General features: G+C 65.8%; 16 protein-coding genes and 2 tRNA genes. 9 read left to right on the forward strand and 9 right to left on the reverse strand.

Annotated features, from left to right (window positions below):
* Together upp and J5251_RS06705 are read left to right on the forward strand one after the other, a co-directional pair.
* Positions 1-639 (forward strand): uracil phosphoribosyltransferase, encoded by a 639-nt coding sequence (upp, locus tag J5251_RS06700; protein WP_139004198.1) that lies wholly within the window; start codon positions 1-3, stop codon positions 637-639.
* Between the two features lie 514 nt (positions 640-1,153).
* On the forward strand, positions 1,154-2,002 hold the full coding sequence (locus J5251_RS06705) for a winged helix-turn-helix domain-containing protein (protein ID WP_208575591.1): 849 nt from the start codon (positions 1,154-1,156) through the stop codon (positions 2,000-2,002).
* A 93-nt stretch (positions 2,003-2,095) separates the two neighbouring features.
* Here J5251_RS06705 and J5251_RS06710 read toward each other — a convergent pair whose 3' ends face one another.
* On the reverse strand, positions 2,096-3,547 hold the full coding sequence (locus tag J5251_RS06710; protein WP_208575592.1) for a dihydrolipoyl dehydrogenase family protein: 1,452 nt from the start codon (positions 3,545-3,547) through the stop codon (positions 2,096-2,098).
* A gap of 68 nt (positions 3,548-3,615) precedes the next feature.
* Here J5251_RS06710 and J5251_RS06715 point away from each other — a divergent pair, with 68 nt between their 5' ends.
* Positions 3,616-4,137 (forward strand): SixA phosphatase family protein, encoded by a 522-nt coding sequence (locus J5251_RS06715; protein WP_139004201.1) that lies wholly within the window; start codon positions 3,616-3,618, stop codon positions 4,135-4,137.
* Positions 4,138-4,276: 139 nt separating this feature from the next.
* On the forward strand, positions 4,277-4,936 hold the full coding sequence (locus J5251_RS06720; RefSeq protein WP_208575593.1) for a hypothetical protein: 660 nt from the start codon (positions 4,277-4,279) through the stop codon (positions 4,934-4,936).
* On the opposite strand, the gene J5251_RS06725 is transcribed toward J5251_RS06720, so the two are convergent.
* Positions 4,909-6,098, reverse strand: a protein-coding gene (locus tag J5251_RS06725) for an IS3 family transposase (protein ID WP_139007412.1) whose coding sequence is annotated in 2 segments (ribosomal slippage) — positions 4,909-5,828 and positions 5,828-6,098 — 1,191 coding nt in all. Because the reading frame shifts where the segments join, the coding sequence is not laid out codon by codon here. The two genes, J5251_RS06720 and J5251_RS06725, sit on opposite strands and share 28 nt — an antisense overlap.
* Before the next feature lie 134 nt (positions 6,099-6,232).
* Here J5251_RS06725 and J5251_RS06730 point away from each other — a divergent pair.
* A complete protein-coding gene (locus tag J5251_RS06730) occupies positions 6,233-7,204 on the forward strand; it encodes an HNH endonuclease signature motif containing protein (protein WP_279633622.1) in 972 nt (323 codons plus the stop codon).
* Between the two features lie 368 nt (positions 7,205-7,572).
* On the opposite strand, the gene J5251_RS06735 is transcribed toward J5251_RS06730, so the two are convergent.
* A tRNA-Arg gene (locus J5251_RS06735) sits at positions 7,573-7,649 on the reverse strand.
* Positions 7,650-7,965: 316 nt separating this feature from the next.
* Here J5251_RS06735 and J5251_RS06740 point away from each other — a divergent pair.
* Positions 7,966-9,807 carry a phosphoenolpyruvate carboxykinase (GTP) gene (locus J5251_RS06740; protein WP_208575595.1) on the forward strand — a complete coding sequence of 614 codons (1,842 nt, stop codon included), beginning with the start codon at positions 7,966-7,968 and terminating at the stop codon, positions 9,805-9,807.
* Positions 9,808-9,934: 127 nt separating this feature from the next.
* Positions 9,935-12,427: a PEP/pyruvate-binding domain-containing protein gene (locus tag J5251_RS06745; RefSeq protein WP_208575596.1), complete on the forward strand. Its 2,493-nt coding sequence runs from the start codon at positions 9,935-9,937 to the stop codon at positions 12,425-12,427.
* Between the two features lie 82 nt (positions 12,428-12,509).
* On the opposite strand, the gene J5251_RS06750 is transcribed toward J5251_RS06745, so the two are convergent.
* The 4 genes from J5251_RS06750 to J5251_RS06765 all read right to left on the reverse strand — a co-directional run bounded on the left by J5251_RS06750 (position 12,510) and on the right by J5251_RS06765 (position 16,164).
* On the reverse strand, positions 12,510-13,682 hold the full coding sequence (locus tag J5251_RS06750) for a globin domain-containing protein (RefSeq protein WP_208575597.1): 1,173 nt from the start codon (positions 13,680-13,682) through the stop codon (positions 12,510-12,512).
* A gap of 108 nt (positions 13,683-13,790) precedes the next feature.
* Complete coding sequence (locus J5251_RS06755; protein ID WP_208575598.1) at positions 13,791-14,240, reverse strand: RrF2 family transcriptional regulator; 450 nt, start codon at positions 14,238-14,240, stop codon at positions 13,791-13,793.
* Positions 14,241-14,280: 40 nt separating this feature from the next.
* Positions 14,281-14,751: a hypothetical protein gene (locus J5251_RS06760; protein ID WP_139006851.1), complete on the reverse strand. Its 471-nt coding sequence runs from the start codon at positions 14,749-14,751 to the stop codon at positions 14,281-14,283.
* 3 nt (positions 14,752-14,754) lie between these two features.
* Positions 14,755-16,164, reverse strand: coding sequence for a phosphomannomutase/phosphoglucomutase (locus tag J5251_RS06765; protein ID WP_139006850.1), 1,410 nt, complete (start codon positions 16,162-16,164; stop codon positions 14,755-14,757).
* A 70-nt stretch (positions 16,165-16,234) separates the two neighbouring features.
* On the opposite strand from J5251_RS06765, the gene J5251_RS06770 reads away from it, so the two are divergent.
* Positions 16,235-18,397, forward strand: a complete 2,163-nt coding sequence (locus J5251_RS06770) for a RecQ family ATP-dependent DNA helicase (protein ID WP_432264414.1) — start codon at positions 16,235-16,237, stop codon at positions 18,395-18,397.
* Between the two features lie 125 nt (positions 18,398-18,522).
* On the opposite strand, the gene J5251_RS06775 is transcribed toward J5251_RS06770, so the two are convergent.
* Positions 18,523-18,611 (reverse strand) — tRNA-Ser (locus tag J5251_RS06775).
* A 94-nt stretch (positions 18,612-18,705) separates the two neighbouring features.
* Positions 18,706-20,781, reverse strand: coding sequence for a prolyl oligopeptidase family serine peptidase (locus J5251_RS06780; RefSeq protein ID WP_139006849.1), 2,076 nt, complete (start codon positions 20,779-20,781; stop codon positions 18,706-18,708).
* Between the two features lie 108 nt (positions 20,782-20,889).
* On the opposite strand from J5251_RS06780, the gene J5251_RS06785 reads away from it, so the two are divergent.
* A complete protein-coding gene (locus J5251_RS06785) occupies positions 20,890-22,869 on the forward strand; it encodes an FAD/NAD(P)-binding protein (protein WP_139006848.1) in 1,980 nt (659 codons plus the stop codon).
* Positions 22,870-22,880: the final 11 nt, after the last annotated feature.

A 22,880-nucleotide genomic window follows, 5' to 3' on the forward strand; every position in this document is an offset into this window, starting at 1 on the left:
ATGCGCGTACTCGAAGTGGACCACCCTCTTGTTGCCCACAAACTCACAGTTCTCCGCGACAAGACCACGCCGTCGCCCGTTTTCCGCCAACTGACCGAAGAACTGGTGACCTTGCTGGCGTATGAAGCCACGCGGGACGTGCGCACGCAACCGGTGGAAATCGAGACGCCCGTGACCAGGACCGTTGGGACGGCCTTCACCAAGCCCACCCCGCTGGTGGTGCCCATTCTCCGCGCGGGGCTCGGCATGCTCGAAGGTATGACCAAACTGGTTCCCACCGCAGAGGTCGGTTTCCTCGGGATGGCGCGCAACGAGGAGACACTCGAGGCCATCACCTATGCCGAGCGTCTGCCGGCTGATCTGACAGGCCGCCAGGTCTTCGTGCTGGATCCGATGCTGGCCACCGGCGGCACCCTGCGCGAAGCGATCAAGTTCCTGTTCGCGCGTGGCGCCGCCGACGTGACCTGCATTTGCCTGCTCGGCGCCCCCGAGGGTCTCAAGATGCTCGAGGCCGAACTTGGCGAAGCGGAAAACGTGACTATCGTGCTGGCTTCCGTGGACGAACGACTGAACGAGCATGCCTATATCGTCCCGGGCCTCGGCGATGCGGGGGACCGGCTTTACGGCATCGCCGGCTGATCTGAACCTGAGAAACACCTCCAGCCGTTTGTGCTACACCCGCCGAGAATGCGTCAGCGGTCCATATAGTGGGACACTTGCATCATCGCGGGCGACTATGATCGTTCAAACTGCATATACATTCCGTTAACGTGCATGAATATGCCCTGCATCCTCGGGATCGCCGCAATAAGCTGCCTTATATTTATTCAGGACCTTGAATGTGAGTTGGAACACAAAAGGCCCGGAAATCTCACGATGCGAGACGAATCGGCTTTTGTTACTTGCACGTACCGTTTATTACGGACAAAATCAGAGACGTGAACAACATTTCAACAGCATCTGCAGCCGCAGCAATCCTCACCGGATCCCATTCCGGATGGACTCTGTGCTGTTGTCGAATGCAGGCCTAACTCACCACCCAAGAGTTATTCAGGCAATTCATCTGTCCGATGGCGGGCAAACAGCATCCCGTGCGGGCATACCCATGCATTCGCGCCGCGATGACGGCCATTCACATATGAGGTTTTAGAACATGTCAGTTTCATCCGGATACGTCCACATCTCCGTCCGCAACGCCCAGAACCGGGCCGCCGCAGCGCAGCGCCAGGGCTTTAACCGCCCGCAGTACGGCGCGACCCAGGCCAATCCCGCCCAGCAGTACCGTGTGCTCCGCGCCGTTCCCGGGCAATTCGACGGCGATGCCGCCAACCCGACCACCGCTCCCACTCCGGTGATTACCCCCAATGGTGAACCAGGCCCGCAGGCAGTGTCAGCTGACACTGTTGCTCGCGGGTTTGTTTTGTATGTAGGCCTGGACGAATCCGCCGCCGCGGCAGCCGGTACGTCGCTGACACAGCTTGCTTCCCAGATCCGCTCTTATGTCCAGACGCTGGTTCCCGGAGCGCAAAGCCACGCCGCCGTCGCATTGGCTCCTGCCGACGCGCAGGGCGAGAATATCGACGTCGTCCGCCAGGCCCTTGGCGATCCGACCGTCAGCCGCCGTCCCCGGACCGAGGTTCAGCAGCGCACGGTGCACACGGCGCAGCAGTCGAGCCGTCCCAGCGGCGTGCTGATCGATCTTTCCCGCCGCGAGGTCCACCTGGATGGCGAAACCCTGAACCTGACGTTCAAGGAGTTCGAACTGCTTAACTACCTGGTGGAAAATGCCACCCGGACCGTGGGCCGCGACGAACTGCTCTCCGGTCTGTGGAAGAACGCCGAAGAGGTGCCGAACGAGCGCACCATCGACGTTCACATCCGCCGCCTGCGTTCCAAGCTCGGGCGCCTGGCTAACACCGTGCGCACCGTCCGCGGCCAGGGCTACCGCTTCTACGAGCACCCCGAGGTTGTCGTCTGGGCAGCCCCGGAGTACTCCATCTAAGTCTTGCTTTTGGCCCGAGGGCGTCTCCACAAGGAGGCGCCCTCGCCGCTTTAAGCCCGCCGAGCGCTTGAAGCCTCCAGGCGCGTGCGTCGTTTAGAGGCCGTATTCCTCGAGCAGCCGGAGCCAGACCTCGCTGATGGTGGGATAGGCCGGAACGGCATGCCAGAGGCGGTCCAACGGAACCTGGCCGACGACGGCGATCGTGGCCGCATGCAGCAACTCACTGACATCGGGGCCGGCGAAGGTGGCGCCGAGAAGGACTTTACGGTCCTCGTCCACCACCAGCTGTGCCCAGCCGGCATAGCCGTCCGCGTGCAGCGCCGAACCGGCGACGGCGATCGGCAGCTCTACGCCCCTGGCACTGGCGCCGCCCTCCCGCGCCTGCTCAAGGGTCAGCCCGACCATCGCCACTTCCGGATCGGTGAACACCACGGACGGTACCGCAGCCTCGTCGGCCGTGGCGGCGAACCGGCTCCATGGTTCCGGCCTCCCGCCGTCCAAGTCGCCCGCGGCCCTTGCAGAGATTGCCTCGCCGGCGGCGCGGGCTTCGTACTTCCCCTGGTGGGTCAGCAACGCTTTTCCCGCGGCGTCCCCGACAGCGTAGAGCCAGCCACCTTCCACACCGGCCACCTGACCACTGGAATCGGTCTCCAGATCCTCGGGAACGACGCCGACATTTTCCAGACCCAGGCCGATCAGGGCCGGATGGCGGCCGGTGGAAACCAGCAGCTTGGCGCCGCTGACTATCGAAGGCGCGGCCCCGCCGTCGTTATCTGTTGGTATCAACGTCAAATGGATGCCGGATTCATCCTGCGCTGCCTTCTGGGTGGTGGTGTGCAGCCGGACATCGATGCCGTCCTCGCGCAGGCCGGCTTCCACCAGGCGGCGTGCCGGTTCCGGATAATTGGCCAGCAGGTCACCGCGGGCAACCAGCGTGACGGCTGCTCCCAGCCGCGCATAGGCCTGCGCCAGCTCCACCCCGGAAACGCCGCCGCCGAGCACCAGCAGGTTTTGCGGGATCTCCTGCGATGCAGTGGCTTCGCGCGTGCCCCAGAAGTCCACGCTGTCCAAACCCTCGATCGGCGGAACGGTGGGCACTGAGCCGGTGGCCAGTACGACGGCGTGGCCCGCCTCGATGGAGGTGGTTGTACCGTCCTCCGCAGCCAGTTCCACCATACGCTCACCGGTCAGCCGGGCCGTACCTCGGAGCAGTTCGATGCCAGCGCCGTGCACCCACTCCACCTGTGACTTGTCGTCCCAGTGTGAAGTAAAACCGTCCCGGCGCTGGAGCACGGCATCCACATTCAGCGACTCGGTTACCGCCTGCTTGGCGCCATCTATGCTTCGCGCGGCATTAACTGCCTTGCCGGGACGTAAGAGTGCCTTCGAAGGCATACACGCCCAGTAGGAACACTCGCCTCCCACGAGCGCCTTCTCGATCAGGACCGTCTTCAAGCCGCCGCGCGCCGTGCGTTCGGCCGCGTTCTCGCCGACGGCGCCGGCGCCAATGACTATTACGTCCACCTTCATCGTCTGATCCGCCATGCTCCGAGCCTTGCAGGTGCCCAGTCCCGGCACAAGGGGCCTGACGGGGCCACAGCTAGACTCGGAGGATGAGCGAGCACCACATCAAGAAGCTGCTGATCCTGCGCCATGCGAAGGCCGCTTGGCCTTTGGGCGTGGACGATCACGAGCGGCCCCTGGCCCAACGCGGGCACAACGAGGCGCCGTTGATCGGCCGGTGGATGGTGGAGCAGGGTCATATTCCCGACTTCATTCTGTGCTCGTCCGCGCTCCGCACCCGGCAGACCTGCACCTGGATCTGCAACGAGCTCGGAGACAAGGCGCCCACCCCGATGCTGTCCGACGGAATCTACGAAGCCTCGGCCACGCAGGTGCTCAGCGAGATCAACCAACTCCCCGATACCATCACGAGCCTGCTGGTGATCAGCCACATGCCCGCGGTGCAGAACCTGGCCATGCGGCTTGCATCGGTCGAGTCGGACGAGGAGTCGGTGATGGACATGGCCACGCACTACCCGACGTCCGGCCTGACGGTGTTCGAACATGAGAAAAGCTGGGCCGAGCTCGACGGCCGGGACGCCAAGCTGACGCGCTTCGTCGTGCGCCGCTGAGCGGCAAGCCCGGCATCACGTCGCCCTGGTCAGCGTGGTTCAGCCAAGCCAAGTGCGGCGGCCGGAAAGTTGTCTGCTGCTTCCACCCATGGTGTGTGCGCGCTCACAAACTGTCATAGGCGGTTCGTAGGGTGGGTGTATGGATGGCTTCCAGTTTGATTTCATACCGGCGCCGGAGCCGGACCGGGACCGTGGTTTGCGGGCGCTCGGTTTGGCGGGGAGTTCGCTGTTGGAAATCATGCTGCATAAACTCCTGCTCGATGCCTGGGCCGGGGAGAACCTGGCCTTCGGCGGCCGGCTTACCGGGCCGTTCGACGAAGCGGCCGAGGAAGCCGCCGCGGTGCTGGCTGCGGCCGCGGTCCTGCCGGAGGTGCCGGGCCTGCCGGAGGGCTGGGAGACCCTCGCGCCGGCGGCGCTGGCCGGGGTGCTGGAGCGGATTGATCCGGAGGGCCTCGATGATGTCGGGACCATTGATTACCTGCAGGCGTCGGCGAAGGCCGTGGCGTGGCTGCAGTCGGGCCGGGTGAAGGCGTTGAACCGGTTCACCGAGCTGCGTCCGGCCGAGGGCGCCGAGACCGGCAACGCGCACGGGTTTTCCTCCTGCGCGGCGACGGAGATCGCCGCGGCCCTGGCCCAGCCCCGCGGCAGCGCGCTGAAGGACATGGCCGAGGCCGCGCAGCTGTCCGGGCATCTGCCGGCCACGGTGGAGGCGATGGCCGCCGGGAACCTTGGGCTGCTTAGCGAATTTCGGACAGCGGAATTAGCGGTTTCCTATGCTGCCAGGGCTGGCTGCTGGTAACTGTAGTGGACGTTGTTGGGGTACCGGTAATCGAGTGCGGAATGCCTCCTGCGGGAGTTGTAAAAGCCCTCGATATAGCGGATGACGTCCCTGCGGGCCTGAGTCTTCGTCGCGTAGACCGTGCGGTAAACACGCTCGTTTTTCAGAGCGGAAAAGAAGGATTCGGCCATCGCGTTATCCCAGCAAACCCCGGTCCGGCCCATCGAGGACCGCATGCCCAGTCCCGCGACCAGGGCCCGGAACGAGGCGGAGGTGTATTGGCTGCCGCGGTCCGAATGCCAGATCGCGCCGGGCTCGATCACGCTCGTCTCGGCGGCGTTGCGCAAGGCAGTCTCGACCAGTTCCGCACGAATGTGGTCGGCGATGGCCCAGCCCACGACTTTCTTGGAGTAGCAGTCGATGACGGTGGCCAGATAGACGAAGCCCTGCCAGGTGTGGATATAGGTGATGTCGCCGACGAACTTGGTCCCGGGCCGGTCCGCGCTGAAGTCCCGCTTCATCAGATCCGGGATCTTTGCCGCAGCGTCGGCATCGGCCTCGGTCGTGGTCCTGAACGGGCGCGGCTGGCACGGGATGAGGTTCTCATCGCGCATGATCTGGCGCACCAGCTCCGGCGAACACCCGGTGCCCTCGTCGGCCAGATCGGCGTGGATCCGCCGGTAGCCGTAGGTGCCGTCGGATCGTGTGAAGAAGTGCCGCACGCGGGCGGTGAGCGCCTGCCGGCGGGCCGCGGTGGCCGAGAGCGGGCGGGAGAGCCAGTTATAGAAACCGGACGCGGAGACGCCAAGCCACCGGCACATCTTCACCACCGGACTGGTGCCGGCAGGGTCGTTGCGCTGGGAGTCGATGAATTCATACTTCGCCACTACCGTGGCTCCCGTGCAAAGTATGCTGCGGCTTTTTTTAGGAACGCGGCCTCGGCTTTCAGCTCGCGGTTTTCGCGCTCGAGTTCCTTGAGCCTTGCTCGTTCGGAGACGCTCAGGGCCTCGTCCTCATCGGGCACGTTTCCGGCGTTACGGTATTTCTTCAGCCAGGTCCGCAGAGTCTCGGCCCCGACGCCGTTCTCCTCGGCAACGGATTTGATTGTCTTGGAGGTTGTGATGACCTCCTGGCACAGATCGTCCTTGAATTCCTGGGTGAACCGTCGTTGTGATGCAGACATTCTGCACGTTCCTCATTTCAGTAGTCCCTCTAATTTTATGAGGGTCCACTGTCCGAAATCTCTAGGCTCCCCACCTGGACCTGCCGCGGGCCACCGCGATCGCCCGCGGTTCCCAGGACCTGCCCGAGGACCTGCTGCCGGCGTTCGAGGCCGCCGTCCTGCCCCAGGCCGGCAAGATCACGGTGGAGAGTGTGCAGGCCCGTGCCCGCAAGGCCCGTGAACGGCTGCACCCGGAAACCCTCACCGTGCGCCACGAACGCGCGGACCGGTCCCGCAATGCCGGCCTCGTGCCACAGGATGACGGGATGGCCGAAGTCTGGTTCCGCTGCGCCGCGGACAAGGCAGTCATGGTGTTCAACCTCGTCCAGGCCCTCGCGAAGAAGCTGCAGGGCCCCGAAGAAGCCCGGACCCTGCCCCAGCTGCGCGCCGACGTCATCACCGACCTGCTCCTCAACCCCGGCACCCGCACCGGCGGCTGCACCTGCAACGGCAGCACAGTCACCGGGAACGGAACCTGCAAGGGTACCGGGAGCGGCACGGGCACCTGTGCCGGCACGGGGACGGGGGCGGGGGCCGGGATCACGGCCAGTGTCGCGGTCACGTTGTCGTTGGAGACCGCGGCGGGGTTGAGCGAGGAGCCCGGCGAACTCGCCGGGTACGGGCCGATCCCGCCGGACATGGCCCGCAACCTCGCCGGGCTCGCGAAATCCTGGCTGCTGGTGCTGACCGATGAGTACCGCACCGCGGTCGCGGCCGCGAAAGACCTGCGGCACCCGCCCGAATGGCTCAAACGCCTCGTCCGGTTACGCGACGGGCACTGCAGCGGCCCCGGCTGCCACGTGGAAGCCCGGTTCTGCGAGGTCGACCACACCATCGCCTGGGAAGACGGCGGTAAAACCGTGCTCGGAAATCTCAAAGCGCTCTGCAAACCCGAACACATTGCCAAACACGCCGGCGGCTGGACAGTCACCCAATATCCCGACGGCAGCACCACCTGGAAATCGCGGACCGGCCACGAATGGACCAGCACCCCCGAAAACAGCTGGTCCATCCGCCCACCAACCGAACCACCACCACCGGACCTCTACACCCCACCACCCTTCTAACGATTAACGCGCCAATGTCGTCAACGTACCTGACCGCATGGCCTCGAAAACTGATCTCCGCCAGGCCGAAGGTCGCGAACCGCTGCAGGAACTCGGTGCAGTCCGCAAGGCCTGACTGCAATTGGAGCGGCAGGAGCACTACCGGGTGCTGCAAGCTCGGAACGCCGACGTCAGTTGGGCGGCCATTGCCGCAGTCCTGGGCGTGAGCAAGCAGGTGGCTCATTAGAAGTTTCGCAAGCGGCCGGCCGAGTGGTGTTTAGGGTGTCAGCTGGTGCGATAGGCCAGCCTCAAAAGAGACCGTTCGCGCATTGACGGTTCCGGAAACAAAAATGAGGCCCGGTCAAATGTTGACCGGGCCTCATCTTGAATGGTGCGCCCAGAGGGATTCGAACCCCCGGCCTTCTGTTCCGTAGACAGACGCTCTATCCAGCTGAGCTATGGGCGCTTTGGCCTCGCGGCCGGATATAACTCTAGCGTGTTTCCTTCCGGTCACCAAATCGGCGCTGGGGTGAGGCTTGCCACTCCTTAAAACCCGCGGAATCATGCGGATGACTCCGTGTTTCGGCGATCGGTGACGATTGTGAACTAGACCGGTCTATATGACCTTTATCACTTAATCCGCGGCGCTCGAATCGAAAAACCTTGATTTTCCGCGGTTGACACTACTCCTGAACAGTGCTGCGCGTTACAAAGCTGCAGTCCGGTCTACTCCATGGCCCATAGCATCAATACACACCACTGGCCCGAGAAAGGGAAGAGTCATGGGCGATAACGCGCGTCAGCCGGTTCTTGACGAAACACTCAAGAACGCACCAACTACACATGCCAAGCTTCTGGCCTGGGTTGCCGAAGTTTCCGAGCTGACGCAGCCTGACTCAGTCTATTGGGTGGACGGGTCTGAAGCCGAGTACAAGCAACTGACGGATGAACTGGTCGAGGCAGGCACGCTCAAGCGCCTGAACCCCGAGCTGTTCCCGAACTCCTTTGCCGGCTCCTCCGATCCCAAGGACGTGGCCCGCGTCGAAGAGCGGACGTTTATCTGCTCGGAGAACGAACGCGACTCCGGCTTCACCAACAACTGGATGGATCCGGCCAAGATGAAGGGCATCCTGCGGGAGCGCTTCGCCGGCAGCATGCGTGGCCGCACTATGTACGTGATCCCGTTCGTCATGGGGCACCTGGACGCAGAAGATCCGAAGTTCGGCGTCGAAATTACTGACAGCGCTTACGTGGTCGCCTCCATGCGCATCATGGCCCGCATCGGCTCGGATGTGCTGCGCAAGATCGAAGAGCTGGATGCCTTCTTCGTGCCGGCACTGCACTCCGTCGGTGCTCCGCTGGAGCCGGGTCAGCAGGATGTGCCGTGGCCGTGCAACGAGGAGAAGTGGATTGTCCACTTCCCCGAGGAGCGCTCTATCTGGTCGTACGGTTCCGGGTACGGTGGCAACGCTTTGCTGGGCAAGAAGTGCTACTCCCTGCGCATCGCGTCCGTCATGGCCCGCGATGAGGGCTGGCTTGCCGAACACATGCTGATCCTCAAGCTAACCAGCCCGGAGAACAAGGCGTACCACGTCGCGGCGGCATTCCCGTCTGCCTGTGGCAAAACCAACCTGGCCCTGCTGGACCCGACCATCGAAGGCTGGAAGGCCGAGACCCTCGGTGACGACATCAACTGGATGCGTTTCGGGAAGGACGGCGAGCTGCGGGCGGTCAACCCCGAGGCTGGCCTGTTCGGTGTTGCGCCGGGTACGGGGTGGAGCACCAACCCCAACGCCATGCGCGCCATTGCCAAGGGCAACTCCATCTTCACCAACGTGGCACTGACCGACGACGGCGGTGTCTGGTGGGAAGGAATGACGGATGAAGTTCCCGAGCACCTGACCGACTGGCAGGGCAACGAATGGACCCCGGAGGCCGGACGTCCCGCCGCGCACCCGAACTCGCGGTTCTGCACGCCCATCGACCAGGTCGACATGCTGGCACCGGAGTACCACGACCCGCAGGGCGTGGCTATCGACGCCATCCTCTTCGGCGGCCGCCGCAAGACCACCATCCCGCTGGTCACCGAGGCCCGCGACTGGACCAACGGCATCTTCATGGGCTCCACGCTGTCCTCGGAAACCACTGCTGCTGCAGCCGGTGCCGTGGGCGTGGTCCGCCGTGATCCGATGGCCATGCTGCCCTTCATGGGCTATGACGCCGGAGATTACCTGCGCCACTGGATCACCGTTTCCGGCAAGGGCAATCAGGAGCGTCTGCCCAAGATCTTCCTGGTGAACTGGTTCCGCCGCACGGCCGACGGTGGCTTCGCCTGGCCGGGCTTCGGGGACAACTCCCGAGTGCTGAAGTGGGCCATCGAGCGGATCGAAGGCAAGGCCGACGCCACGGAAACGCCGATCGGCTTCGTGCCGACGCCGGACTCCCTCGATCTCACCGGTCTGGACATGACGCCGGAACAGGTTGAAGAAGCCGTCAAGGTTGATCCTGCTGAATGGGCCGAAGAGCTCAAGGGCATCGAGGAATGGTACGCCCGCTTCGGCGAGTCCCTGCCGGAACAGCTGTCCGCACAGCTGAAGGTGCTGCAGGAGCGCTTCGACGTGTAAGGTTCCCTGCCGCTAGGCCGTACGGAAGCAGGTCCCGACAAATGCGTCGGTGCCTGCTTCCTTTAACTGGCTTCGGGCGTATCTTGTAGAGGACCCGCCGTCCGCGACCCCCCGGAGGAGCCTCGGAATGACAAAAAGCCCATTTGTAGGACGCTTGGCCGGGTTCAGTGCCGGGGATATTGTCGTGGCGGGCGGCAAGGGCGCCAACCTCGGTGAGCTGATCCGAAACGGTTTTCCGGTGCCGGACGGCTTCGTCGTTACGACCCAGGCCTACGCCGCCCTGCTGGGCTCCACCCCGCTGGGCGCGAAACTGGCAGAACTGCTGCAATCCGGCGCTGACGGCGCCAGCATCAGAGCGGAATTTGCCGCCACGGCCGTTCCGCCAGAAATCCGGGCGGCAGTAGCGGATGCTTATGCGCAGCTGGGGTCGAAGCCGGTGGCCGTGCGTTCGAGTGCCACAGCCGAGGACCTGCCGGGCGCAGCCTTCGCAGGGCAGCAGGACACGTACCTCAATGTTGTCGGCGAGGACGCAGTGATCAAGGCCGTGACGGATTGCTGGGCCTCGCTCTGGACGGACCGGGCGATCGCGTACCGCCAGCGGCAGGGGATCGACGCGCATGAGGTGGCCATCGCCGTCGTCGTTCAGGAGATGGTTCCGGCAGAGATTGCCGGAGTGATGTTCAGTGCTAACCCGGTAACCGGTGCGCGGGATGAAATTGTCGTGGATGCAAGCAGCGGGTTGGGGGAAGCAGTGGTCTCCGGCCTGGTCACGCCGGACCATTACGTTCTCGACGGTGCCGGACGGCTGATGGCTTACGCCCCTGGTCGACGCGAAGTAGTGATTCACGCGTACGACGACGGCGGAACCGGCGAGGACCAAGGAACCGCGGACCTGGAGCCGTCACTCAGCCCGGCACAGCTCGCGGAACTCGCGTGGCTAGCGAGGCAGTCGGCGGAGCTGTTCGGCCGGCCGCAGGACATGGAGTGGGCTGTTGCCGGGGGCCGGGTCTATATCCTTCAGTCCCGTCCGATGACAGCCCTGCCGCCGCAGCCGCTTAAACTGAACCGGTTCCAGAAACTGATGGGGCCCTTCTTTCTGGAAATGTTCACGCAGCGTCCGTACCCGTTGGACGTCTCCGGCTGGATGGACCGGGGAATCGGCGCCATGCTTCGGGGCATGGCGGGCAGCGTCGGCGTGCGGTTCCCGACCATTGAACAACTGTTGCCGGAAGAGGACGGGGTCGTGGTCCGGCTGGTTCCGCCGATCCCGCGGCCCACACTCCGAACCCTGGTCGCGCCATTGTCCATTGCCCTGCGCGTCCACCGATTCAAGCCGGAAAAGTGGACCGAGGACGGCCGGTTCGCCGCATTCCTGGCCGAGGTGGAACAGCTGAATGCGCGGGATCCCGAGCCGCTGCGTTGGCAGGAGGTCATCCGGCTGGCCGAGGACGCCTTCGCCGCGATTCACTGGATTACCGAACTGCGGGCGGCCTATCTGCCCGGCGCCTTCATTCCGCAGGGCAAGCTGCGGTTGTTATTGCTGCTGCTGGGCAAACCGCGGCTGGCCGCTGCGTTGATCGCCGGCGCTGAGACCCGTACCAGCCAGGCCAACCGCGGTCTCGAGCAGCTCGCGGAAGGCGTTCGGACCAACGCCGACCTGTCCGCAGCGTTCAACGAGCTGGCCCCGGCAGACTTGCTTGTCCGGCTGCTGGAGCCGGAGTTCGCCGGATTCCGCGCGGATTTCGATGCTTTTGTGGCGGAGTACGGCCACCGCGAGACGGTCAGCGTGGTCCTCAGCAGCGCGCCCACATGGTCCGCGGCTCCCGACGTTGTGCTGAGTCTGGTCAAAGCGATGCTGGGCGAGCGGCACCAGGGCGCTGACCAGACGGGGCAGGCGCTGCGGGAACTGGAAAGGCATCCTGCCCTCCGGTTCGAACCGCTCAGGCGTCAGGTCCTTAGCGCCGTCACGTCATCTAAGACCGGCACGGCGTTCCGCGAAGACTCGCACTTTTATGCAACCAAACTGCTGCCGCCGCTGCGCCGGGCACTGCTGGAGCTCGGGCAGCGGCTGGCCGCGGCCGGGGTGCTGGAGGACGCGGACCAGGTCCATCACCTGCGCTTCAACGAACTCCAGGCGATGACAAGGTACGAGGGGGCCCTGCCGGCGGCTGAACGCGGGCGATACCGCCGCGTGGTGCTGGCGCGCGAGGCGAAACGCCGTGAGCTTGAAGGCATCCCGCTGCTGCCGATGGATGCCCTCTTCCCTGGCAGGCGGCGGCACGGGAATGCCCTCGTCTCCGGCACAGCGGCCAGTGCGGGCCGGGCGGCGGGACGGGTGCGGGTGATCCGCTCGCCGGCAGACTTCGGCACCTTGGCCAGCGGGGAGATCCTCGTGTGCCCGTACACCAATCCCTCATGGACGCCGCTGTTCCAGCGTGCCGCCGCCGTCGTCGTGGATGCCGGCGGCCTAGGCTCGCACGCCGCGATCGTGGCCCGCGAGTACGGCATCCCCGCGGTGATGGGAACCGGCACCGGAACCAAGGTGCTGCAGGACGGCCAGCAGGTGCTGGTAGATGGGTCGGCAGGCCTGGTCCTTCCTGACGGCGATGGGCATGCTTGACGTTGGGTGTTAACAACGACGGCGGCCCGGTCGTTTCCGGGCCGCCGTCCGTTTGGGATGATGGCTGGTTCTTCGAAGGGCGTTAGTTGGCCGAGGCGAGCCAGAGGTCCGGGCCAAAGACCTCGTAGTGGATCTTGGTGGCGGGGATCCCGGCGTCGATCGCCTGGCTGCGGATGGACTTCATGAACGGCAGCGGGCCGCACACGTAGACGGAGGCATCGGCGGGAAGCTCGACATCCTGCAGGGACATGAAGCCTGTGTTCGCGCCTTCGGCCGGTTCTTCGAGCCACAGCTTGAGGTTGGCGCCGTCGAGTTTTTCGATGTCGTTGACCATCTGGTCGCGCAGGGCCCAGGCTTCCAGGTTCTTTTCCGCGTGCAGAACTATTACTTCGCGGCTGGAACCCTGCCGGGCGAGGGAGCGCAGCGCTGAGGCGGAGGGGGTGCAGCCGATGCCTGCGGTCGCGAAGACCACCGGTGTGTCGCCCTCGTCCAAGGTGACGTCGCCGTAGGGGTTGGAGAGCTCGAGTACGTCGCCGACCTGGACGTTGCGGTGGAGTACGGGGGAGACTTCGCCGCCGTCGTCGAGCTTGGTGGTGAAGACGCGGCGGTCGGTGGAGTCGACGTCGGCGGAGAGCGAGTACTGGCGGACCTGGCGCAGGCCGTCGGGCAGCTGGACCTTGACGCTGACGAACTGGCCGGGGCGGGCGGCCGTGACCGGGGTGTCGTCCGCCGGCTCAAGAACGAACGTCATGGAGCCGGTACCGGCCGGGTTCTTCTCCACGACCTGCCACGGCATCCACATCTTGTCATTGGCCTGCTGTGCGTAGAGGCCCTTTTCAATCTTGATCAGGGCGTTGGCCATCAGCCAGTAGACCTCGGTCCAGGCTTCGGCGATCTCGGCGGTGATCACATCGGCCAGCTCTTCGGCGATGGCTTCGAAGAGGTACTTGTAGACGATGTCGTACTGGTCTTCGGTGATGCCCAGCGAGGTGTGCTTGTTGGCGATGCGGCTGAGCATGGTCTCGGGGACCAGGTCCGGGTTGGCGACCATGGCGGAGGCGAAGGCGGCGATGGAGCCGGCCAGGGCCTTCTGCTGCTCCCCGTTGCGCTGGTTGGCGCGGCTGAAAAGCCCGTGCAGGAGTTCCGGATGCGCCGCGAACAGGCGGCTGTAAAAGTTCGGTGTAATGCTCCCCAACCGCTCGCCCACCAGGGGGAGGGTGGCTTCAATGATGGGGCGGGATTTCTCCGAGAGCATCGTTACTCCTTGGGTCAGAAGGTGGTTGATGGCTCAAAAGTAGCATTCCAAATGCCGGTTTGAATCCACATTTCTACCGCGTGTAGAAAACTCCTTGATTTTTCGCGGTTAAGCCGGGCGGCGTGTGTTCAACATCACAAAGACCGGCTCCATTTGGCCCTGACGGGGCAAACTTGAGACGACCAGATCGTCGAGTTCACGGTAGAAGGCTTCGCGGGCGCGGCGCACGGCCCCGCGCAGGCTGCAGTTGTTGCTCAGCGGGCAGTTGCCGGCGGCGCTTTCGCAGTCGACGACGTCTTCGCGCTCGTCCAGTTCGCGCAGCAGCCAGCCCACCGTCGTCGTACGCCCTTTGGCGCTCAAACGCACGCCACCGGAGCGGCCGCGGACCGCCTCCACGAGGCCGAGGGAGCGCAGTTTCAGAACCGCTTTGCTTACGTGATTGTAGGGAGTCCCGACGCCGTCGGCGATGGCCTGGGTGGTCAGCAGTTCGCCATCGAGCGAGGCGCTGAGCAGCATGAGGGCGCGCAGGCACACGTCAGAGAAGGCATTGATCCGCATGCAGGCATTCTAACGCCGCTGCGTTGATGCTCCGCCCGGGTTAGGCCGGCGGCCAGACAATCCGGTCCTGCGGGTCGATGAACGGTTCCGGGTAGGTCCATTCGCCGTTGTCGTCATGGCTGTAGGGCTGGATGGCCGCGATGGCGGCGCCCCACGAATGCTCGGTGGCGACGTGGATGGCGTCCGTGTCATTGTCGGGCAGGTAGATGTCGCTGATCACTGCGATGGCGCGGAATTGCGACTTCTCCTGCTGCAGCGCGGTGTAGATGTCCTGGATCATGGCATCCGCGTCCACCTCGTCGGATTCTTCATCGCCCTCAATGTCCTCGGGCTGGACGGCGATCAGCCGCAGCTCGCCGTCGTTGGTCATCACCAGGCCGACCGGCAGGAAGGCGCCGTGTTCTTCCAGCTGTTCCTGCGCCATGCCCAGGCCGGTGCCGAAGAGCGTGTCGATGTCATTCAGGACCTCAGGTTCTATGCCTTCGCGCCACGAAGTGCCCTCTGTGCTCATTGGTTATTCCCTTACCAGTTCCAGGACGGTGTCCCGGACCTTGTCCAGTGTTGCGGTGTCGGTGGCTTCTGCGTTCAGGCGCAGGAAGGGTTCGGTGTTGGACGGGCGGAGGTTGAACCACCAGGAGCCGTCGCGGGCGGTGAAGGTCACGCCGTCGAGTTCGTCGATGTCCACGTCCTCGCCGGCAAACCGGTTGCGGACGCGGCCGACGGCGGCGTCCTTGTCCTCGATCTTCGAGTTGATCTCGCCGGAGGAAACGTACGGCTCGTACTCGTGCGCCAGGGCCGAGAGCGGCGTCCCCTGTTCGCCGAGGGCAGCCAGGACGTGCATCGCGGCGAGCATGCCGGTGTCGGCGTTGAAGAAGTCGCGGAAGTAGTAGTGCGCGGAGTGCTCGCCGCCGAATACGGCGCCCTCGGCGGCCATGACGGCCTTGATGAAGGAATGCCCCACCCGGGTGCGCACGGCGCGGCCGCCGTCGGCGGCGACGAGTTCGGGCACGGCGCGGGAGGTGATCAGGTTGTGGATGATGACCGGGGTGTCCTCGCCGGCGGCCTTGGCGCGGGCGATTTCGCGGCGGGCCACGAGCGCGGTGACGGCGGAGGGGGAGACCGGGTTGCCGGTCTCGTCGATCACGAAGCAGCGGTCCGCGTCGCCGTCGAACGCCAGGCCGATGTCCGCGCCGTGCGCGACGACGGCGGCCTGCAGGTCGCGCAGGTTTTCCGGTTCCAGCGGGTTGGCCGGATGGTTCGGGAACGTGCCGTCGAGCTCGAAGTACAGCTCGACGATTTCCAGCGGCAGGGCCGGAAGCACGCCGTCGCCCAGGACTGCGGGGGTGGTGAGCCCGGCCATGCCGTTGCCCGCGTCGACCACCACCTTCAGCGGCCGGGAACCGGTCAGGTCCACCAGGGAGCGCAGGTAGCCGGCGTAGTCGGCCAGCACGTCCTGTTCGCTGCGCGTGCCGGGGGCGGAGGCGGGGATGCCGTCGGCGAGGTAGCGGGCGGCGGTGTCGCGGATCTCGAACAAGCCGGTGTCGGAGGAGACCGGGACGGCGCCGGGCAGGGCCATTTTCATGCCGTTGTATTCGGCCGGGTTGTGCGAGGCGGTGAAGACCACACCGGCCGCGGACAGCGTGCCGCAGGCGAAGTAGAGCTCGTCCGTGGAGATCAGGCCCAGCATCTTCGGGTTCGCCCCGCGGGCCGCGGCACCGCGGGCGAAGGCCTCGGCGAATTCGGGGGAGGACGGGCGCATGTCGCCGCCTACCAGGACGGTCTGACCGGCCAGTCCGAGGACGTCCACGAACGCGGCGCCGGTGGCCTCCACCGTGGCCGCGGTAATCGTTTTGCCGACGATGCCGCGCACGTCGTACGCCTTGAAGGACTCCTGGAAAGAAACACTAAGATCGAGACTCGTCACCGCCCTAGCTTATAAGGAACCCCTGTGGATAACCGACAGGACTGTCAGGCGCGGCTGTAATACTGGGGTAATGGCTGATTTGCAGAGCATGACCGGACAGGTAACCGACCTTCGGGAAGAAGCAACCGAAATCCTCCGCCGGCTGGTGGGAAATCCGGAGGCGCAGTTCCACTCGGGGCAGTTCGAGGCTGTGGAAGCTCTGGTTGCCGGTGGCCGGCGAGCGCTGGTGGTCCAGCGGACAGGCTGGGGAAAGTCCGCCGTCTACTTCGTGGCAAGCCTGCTGCTGCGTGCCCGGGGCGCCGGGCCGACCCTGATCGTCTCCCCGCTGCTCGCGCTGATGCGGGACCAGGTCTCCGCGGCCGAACGCGCCGGGGTCCGCGCCGCCGCCATCAACTCGGCCAACCAGTTGGAATGGGACGATATCCGCGCCAAACTGGCGGGCAACAGCGTGGATGTCCTGCTGGTCTCCCCGGAGCGGCTGAACAATCCGCGGTTCCGGGATGAACAGTTGCCGGAACTGATCCGCAGTTCGGGCCTGCTGGTGATCGATGAGGCGCACTGCATCTCGGACTGGGGCCATGATTTCCGCCCCGACTACCGGCGCATCCGGGACCTGATTGAGCAGCTGCCCGCATCCGTGCCCGTACTGGCCACTACCGCGACCGCAAACTCGCGCGTGGTCCATGACATCGAAGAACAGCTCGGGGCCGCGGCCCTTGCCGGTGACGTTGCTGCCGGCGGACGGGTGCTGACCATCCGCGGTCCGCTGGCCAGGGAATCGCTGCGGCTGGGGGTGCTGCGCCTGCCCAATGCAAGGGCACGGCTGGGCTGGCTGCTGACGCATCTGCACGAGCTGCCCGGCAGCGGCATCATCTACGCCCTGACCGTTTCCAACGCCGAGGATACCGCCCGGCTGCTGCGCGAAGCGGGCCACGAAGTGCTCGCCTACACCGGCCGGACGGACCCGGCAGACCGCGAGGCTGCCGAGGCTGCGCTGAAAGACAACCGGGTCAAGGCACTGGTCGCCACCAGCGCCCTGGGCATGGGGTTCGACAAACCGGACCTAGGATTCGTGGTGCACCTCGGGGCGCCGTCGTCACCGGTGGCGTACTACCAGCAGGTTGGCCGCGCTGGCCGTGGAACGCCGAACGCTGATGTCTTGCTGCTGCCCGGCCGCGAAGACCGCGACATTTGGGAGTACTTCGCCACCGCGTCCATGCCGAACGAGGACACCGCGCTGGCAGTGCTTCGGGAACTGGCGCAGCCCGGGACAGTCCTGTCCACCGCGGCGTTGGAAACCCGCGTCAATCTCAAGCGCTCCCCGCTGGAGCTGCTGCTCAAGGTGCTGGCCGTGGACGGGGCCGTGCAGCGGGTTTCGGGCGGCTGGGAAGGCACCGGACAGCCCTGGGATTATGACCGCGAGCGCTACGAGCGAATTGCCAAGGCCCGCGTCGCCGAGCAGAACTCCATGCTGGACTACGAGAGCACCACCGGCTGCAGGATGGAATTCCTGTCCCGCGAGCTGGATGATCCTGCGGCGGCACCGTGCGGCCGCTGCGACAACTGCGCCGGCCGCTGGTACGCAGAATCGGTGGCCGAGTCTGCCACCCAAAGCGCCGATGCGGCGCTGCACCGGGTGGGCGTCGAACTGGATCCGCGTGCCATGTGGCCCACCGGCATGAACCGGCTGGGTGTGGAAGTCAAAGGAAAGATCGGACCGGCGGAAGCGAACCTGCCCGGACGTGCGTTGGCCCGCCTGACGGATCTGGGCTGGGGCGGAAAACTGCGCGAGTTGTTGTCCGAACAGACACCGGACCAACCGCTGGACCAACTGACCCTCCAGGCCTGCGTCCGAGTGCTCGCGGAATGGGGCTGGGCCCAGCGGCCCGTCGCGGTGGTCAGCGTGCCGTCCCGGACCCGCCCGCAACTGGTCGGGTCGCTGGCCGAGGGCTTGGCCAGCATCGGGCGGATGCCCTACCTGGGCGCTCTGTCCATGTCCGGCGGTGGTCCGAAGAGCGGTCCGGGCGGCAACAGCGCGTACCGCTTGGCCGACGTCTGGGACCAGTTCGATGTGCCGGCCGGTGGAGCCGAATGGTTGGCGGACAACCCGGGGCCGGTTCTGCTGGTGGATGATCTGGCCGACAGCCGGTGGACCGTGACGGTTGCCGGCCGCACGTTGCGCCGGGCCGGAGCCGAAGCCGTGCTGCCGTTCGCGCTGGCCCTGAAGGCCTGATGCCGCGGGACTGAGCAGGCTCCCGCCCGGCCGCCGGGCGGGCACCGGCCACGGACCCTGCGGAAATACAATGCGGAAACGCAAAAGGCCCCTGCGGTTCCTCGCGGAACTGCAGGGGCCAAACGCGGAGACGGGGGGATTTGAACCCCCGGTCGAGTTTAACCCCGACCCTTCATTAGCAGTGAAGTCCATTCGGCCGCTCTGGCACGTCTCCAAGATGCTGTTGCCAGCCCATCAAGATTACCCAGATAACCGGGCCAGATCAAAACGGGCGCCAACAGGCGGTCTCCGCCGCCGTGCTCCAGGCATCAATCGGTGAGCGCGTTCCACAAAAAGGTGTTGGACAGCGTCTGCAGGCGGGCGGCCTGTTTATTGTCGCTGGCACCGGCGTGGCCGCCTTCGAGCGCTTCGTGGAACCAGACATTCTGCACACCCATGGCCCGCATCCGGGCCGCCATCTTCCGCGCCTGCACCGGTCCGACCCGGTCATCCGAGGTTGCCGTCCAGATCAAGGTGTCCGGGTAGTCGGTTCCCGGCTCGAGCAGGTGGTACGGCGAGAACGTGCGGATAAAGTCCCACTGGGCCGGGTCCTCCGGGTCGCCGTATTCGGCAATCCACGAGTACCCCGCGGACAGCTTCGTGTAGCGGGCCATATCCAGCAGCGGTACCCCGCAGGAGACCGCCCCGAACAGATGCGGGTACCGGGTGAGCATGTTCCCCACCAACAGCCCGCCGTTGGAACCGCCCGAGCAGCCCAGACGCTCCCGCCGGGTCACGCCGCGGTCCATCAGATCCTGCGCGACGGCCGCGAAATCCTCGTAGGCGCGGTGCCGGTTTGCCTGCAGTGCGGCGCGGTGCCAGGACGGGCCATACTCGCCGCCGCCTCGGATGTTGGCGAGCACGTACACTCCGCCGCGTCCGTCTGCTGTGCGCGGCTGCAGCCAGGCCCGCCCGACGGTTCCGCTGTAGGCGGGCGTCCTGCTAACCTCGAACCCGCCGTAACCCGAGAGCAGCGTGGGATTGCCGCCGTCGTACGTAAGGTCTCTGGGCCCCACTTGGAAGTACGGGATCTTGGTGCCGTCCTTGGACACGGCGAAATGCTGCTCCACCGTGTGGCCGGAGGCATCAAAGAACGACGGCGACGACTTCACCGCCGTCGCCGGCCCGCCTGAAACGGTGCCGCGGGAGAGCGTGGACGGCGTGAGGAAACCCGTGGCCACCAGCCAGTAGTCGTCGCTGTCCTCATCGTCCACGGCCGAGGCATCCACCGAGTGCAGCGGCGGGCAGGCGTCGAGTTCTGCTGACGTCCAGTCTTTCGCCGGGTCCAGGACCAGCACCTGCGAGGAGACGTCCTGCAGCAGGTTCAGCAGCAGGAAGTTCTGCGTCCAGCTCCAGGACTGCAGCGAGGTGCCGGCATCCGGCGTGAAGAGCGCGATGAGGTCGCGCCCGCCGGCGAGGAAAGCTTCGAGCCCGACCGCCAGCAGCGAGCCCGCCGGATAAGTGGTGCCGGTGCCGGAAGGCTGCCAGTCGGTCTGCGGGCGCAGGGTCAGCCACTGTTTGTGGAGGCCGACTTCCACGTCCGTGGGCACGTCGATGGGCAGCCATCCGCCGTCGCGCCTGAGGTAGTTGCGGTAGTTGAAGAAGTCGATCACGTCTACCGCGATCTCGCGCTCGAATCCGGGTGTGGAATCGTGGACGGCCTGCGCCAGCATATGCTCGGCGGGCACCTCGAAGTACGGTTCGGCGTCCGCCAGGCTCTGGCCGCGGCGTAGGATGCGGCTGGTGCGCGGGTAGGAGGACGTGGTCATGCTGCCGGGTCCGAAGTCCGTTCCGAGCAGGATGGTGTCCTCGTCCAGCCAGCTGGCGTAGGTCTTGGCTGCCGGAATCTCGAAGCCGCCGTCCACGAAGCTGCGGGTTTCGACGTCGAACTCGCGCAGCGTGACCGCGTCCCCGCCGTCGGGGGAGAGCCGCAGCAGCGCGCGCCGGTAGCTGGTGCCGTCCGCGGGGCGGAGGAACTGCGAACCGGCGAAGACCCATTCCGTACCTTCGGCCGCGGCCAGCGCGTCGACGTCGAGCAAAACGTCCCACTCGGGCGAGTCCTGCAGGTAGCTCTCCCACGTGGTACGGCGCCAGAGGCCGCGGGGGTTCGTCTTGTCCCGCCAGAAGTTGTAGTAGAAGTTGCCCCGCTTGGTGACGGCCGGAATGCGGTCTTCCGAGTCCAGTACCTCAAGCACGCTTTGCTCCAGTTGAAGGAACTTCTCGTCTACCAGCTTGGCTTGGGTACGGGCGTTCTGGTCGCGGACCCAGTCCAGCGGTTTCTCGCCGTAAATGTCTTCGAGCCAGCGGAATTCGTCGTCGGGCAGGTGGGTAGGCTCCTGAGTCATGCTTCCCATCCTAGGCAAGGTCGGGCAATCGGGCCGTCGCGGCCTGGTGGGAGCAGCCGGGAGGGGCCCGGAGCGGGCCGATGCCCGGGCCCGGTTACGCTAGAAGGCATGGAATCTCAGCGCGGCTATCGGGTGGCAGTCGTGGGCGCGGGCCCACGCGGGACCTCCGTGCTGGAACGCTTGGTGGCCAATCACCGGGACCGTGGCGAGACCGGCCGAGTGCACATCCACCTCATCGATCCGTACCCGCCGGGCCCCGGCCATGTCTGGCGTGCCGGCCAGTCCCGCCTGTTCCTGATGAACACTCCCTCGCTCTTTCCCACCGTGGTGCCGACCGGGGAACTGGGAGCCGCAGCGGTGGCCGGAATGTCTTTTGAGGGATGGCGGTCCGCCGTCGTTGCCGGGAGCATCAGCGATGTCCCGCCGGAGGACGTAGACGAGGCCCGGTCGCTCACGGCCTCGGACTTCCCCAGCCGGACACTGTACGGAAGGTACCTGGCCTGGACGTTCGCCCGGTTGAACGAGGCGGCCGGAAACCATGTGGTGGTCCACGTCCACGCGACCGAGGCCACCCACCTGCACCGGCTCGACGGGACCAGCCGGTTGGCCCTCGCGGACGGCACCACCTTGGATGCGGACGCCGTGGTACTGGCGCTGGGGCATTTGCCTGCCGCGCTGAACCCGGAACAGCAGAACCTGCAGGACGAAGCCGCGCGGTACGGCCTGCACTACCTGCCGCCGAATGTGCCGGCGGACCTCGACTTCAGCCGCATCCCGGCCGGCCGCACCATGCTGGTCCGCGGCATGGGCCTGAACTTCTTTGACGTGATGATCCAGCTGACCCAAGGCCGGGGCGGATCGTTCCTGCCGGCGTCGGACACTGAACCCATGCGGTACGTACCCTCCGGCAAGGAGCCCAAGCTGGTGGCCGGTTCCCGCCGCGGCACCCCGTACCGTGCCAAGGCGAGGCTGCAGACGTACCTTCCCACCGGCGTCGAACTTCGCTATTTCACGCCGTCCGCCGCGCGGCTCTTCGCGGACGCCGGTGTGCAGCCGGGTTTCGACCACGACCTGTGGCCGCTGCTGCAGCGTGACGTACTGTGGACGTACTATGCCACGCTGGCGAGGGTGGAGCCCGGGAGCATCAACGGGAATCCGCGCCAGTTCCTTGCCGGGCTTCAGGAGCTGCTGGACCAGAAAACCGTTCCCGGCAGCCCGACCCTGCGCAACCGTATCCGCGGGTACCTGGACGAACATATTGAGCCCGGAAGGCTGCTGGACGTCGAGGCGCTGGCCAGACCTTTCGCCGGACGGAAGTTCGCCTCCGCGCAGGAGTACCAGCAAGCCATGGTGGCTTATCTAGAGGCAGATGCGGCCGGCTCGGCGCTGGGCGAGGACGACCCGTTGAAGATGGCCATCGGAGCGCTGAACGCGGGGCGCAGTCTGCTCAAGGAGATTGTGGCCGACGGCGGACTGACCGATGAGTCCTGGCTCGCCGAGCTGCGTGGCTGGTTCGAACCGCTGGTGGAAGGCCTCGCGAGCGGGCCCCCGGCCCTGCGGATCGAGCAGTTGGCGGCGCTCGCCCGCGCCGGAATCGTCGAGTTCGTGGGACCGGACCCGCAGTTCGAGGTGGATCCGGAGACCGGAAGGTTCCGCGCCACGTCGCCTTGGGTTGACGGCGCGGCGTACTCCGCGACGTATCTGATGGAAGCCATGATGCCGGCCAACCGGGTGGCGCAGAACCGCTCCGCGCTGCTGCGCCACCTGCTGGAGGCCGGGCTGGTCCGGCCCAAGCAGATGCTCGGTGCCGAAGGGGCGCCGGTTCCGACGTCGGGGTTGGATGTCACCCGGCCGCCGTACCGCCCCATCGGGGTCAACGGCCGGCCCGTGGAGAACCTCTACGTGCTGGGACTGCAGCTGTCCTCGGTGCAGTGGGGGACATCCATTGCCGCGGAAGCCGGTGCGCCGGTGCGCCAGGGCAGCCGCACCCTGAAGGACGCGGACGATATTGCGCGCGCCATTCTGGACGCGGCCAAGCCCTCCGGTGCCGCCCGGGCAAAGGCTGGCTCTGCCGCGGGCGCCGCCTGACAGGTTTCCTC

This window comes from Arthrobacter crystallopoietes (assembly GCF_017603825.1).
In the GTDB taxonomy this organism is placed as follows: domain Bacteria; phylum Actinomycetota; class Actinomycetes; order Actinomycetales; family Micrococcaceae; genus Crystallibacter; species Crystallibacter crystallopoietes_B.

Coding starts and splice junctions, on each gene's coding strand:
- upp (WP_139004198.1), top strand. CDS start 1: ATGCGCGTACTCGAAGTGGACCACCCTCTTGTTGCCCACAAACTCACA.
- J5251_RS06705 (WP_208575591.1), top strand. CDS start 1,154: ATGTCAGTTTCATCCGGATACGTCCACATCTCCGTCCGCAACGCCCAG.
- J5251_RS06710 (WP_208575592.1), bottom strand. CDS start 3,547: ATGGCGGATCAGACGATGAAGGTGGACGTAATAGTCATTGGCGCCGGC.
- J5251_RS06715 (WP_139004201.1), top strand. CDS start 3,616: ATGAGCGAGCACCACATCAAGAAGCTGCTGATCCTGCGCCATGCGAAG.
- J5251_RS06720 (WP_208575593.1), top strand. CDS start 4,277: ATGGATGGCTTCCAGTTTGATTTCATACCGGCGCCGGAGCCGGACCGG.
- J5251_RS06740 (WP_208575595.1), top strand. CDS start 7,966: ATGGGCGATAACGCGCGTCAGCCGGTTCTTGACGAAACACTCAAGAAC.
- J5251_RS06745 (WP_208575596.1), top strand. CDS start 9,935: ATGACAAAAAGCCCATTTGTAGGACGCTTGGCCGGGTTCAGTGCCGGG.
- J5251_RS06750 (WP_208575597.1), bottom strand. CDS start 13,682: ATGCTCTCGGAGAAATCCCGCCCCATCATTGAAGCCACCCTCCCCCTG.
- J5251_RS06755 (WP_208575598.1), bottom strand. CDS start 14,240: ATGCGGATCAATGCCTTCTCTGACGTGTGCCTGCGCGCCCTCATGCTG.
- J5251_RS06760 (WP_139006851.1), bottom strand. CDS start 14,751: ATGAGCACAGAGGGCACTTCGTGGCGCGAAGGCATAGAACCTGAGGTC.
- J5251_RS06770 (WP_432264414.1), top strand. CDS start 16,235: ATGGCTGATTTGCAGAGCATGACCGGACAGGTAACCGACCTTCGGGAA.
- J5251_RS06780 (WP_139006849.1), bottom strand. CDS start 20,781: ATGACTCAGGAGCCTACCCACCTGCCCGACGACGAATTCCGCTGGCTC.
- J5251_RS06785 (WP_139006848.1), top strand. CDS start 20,890: ATGGAATCTCAGCGCGGCTATCGGGTGGCAGTCGTGGGCGCGGGCCCA.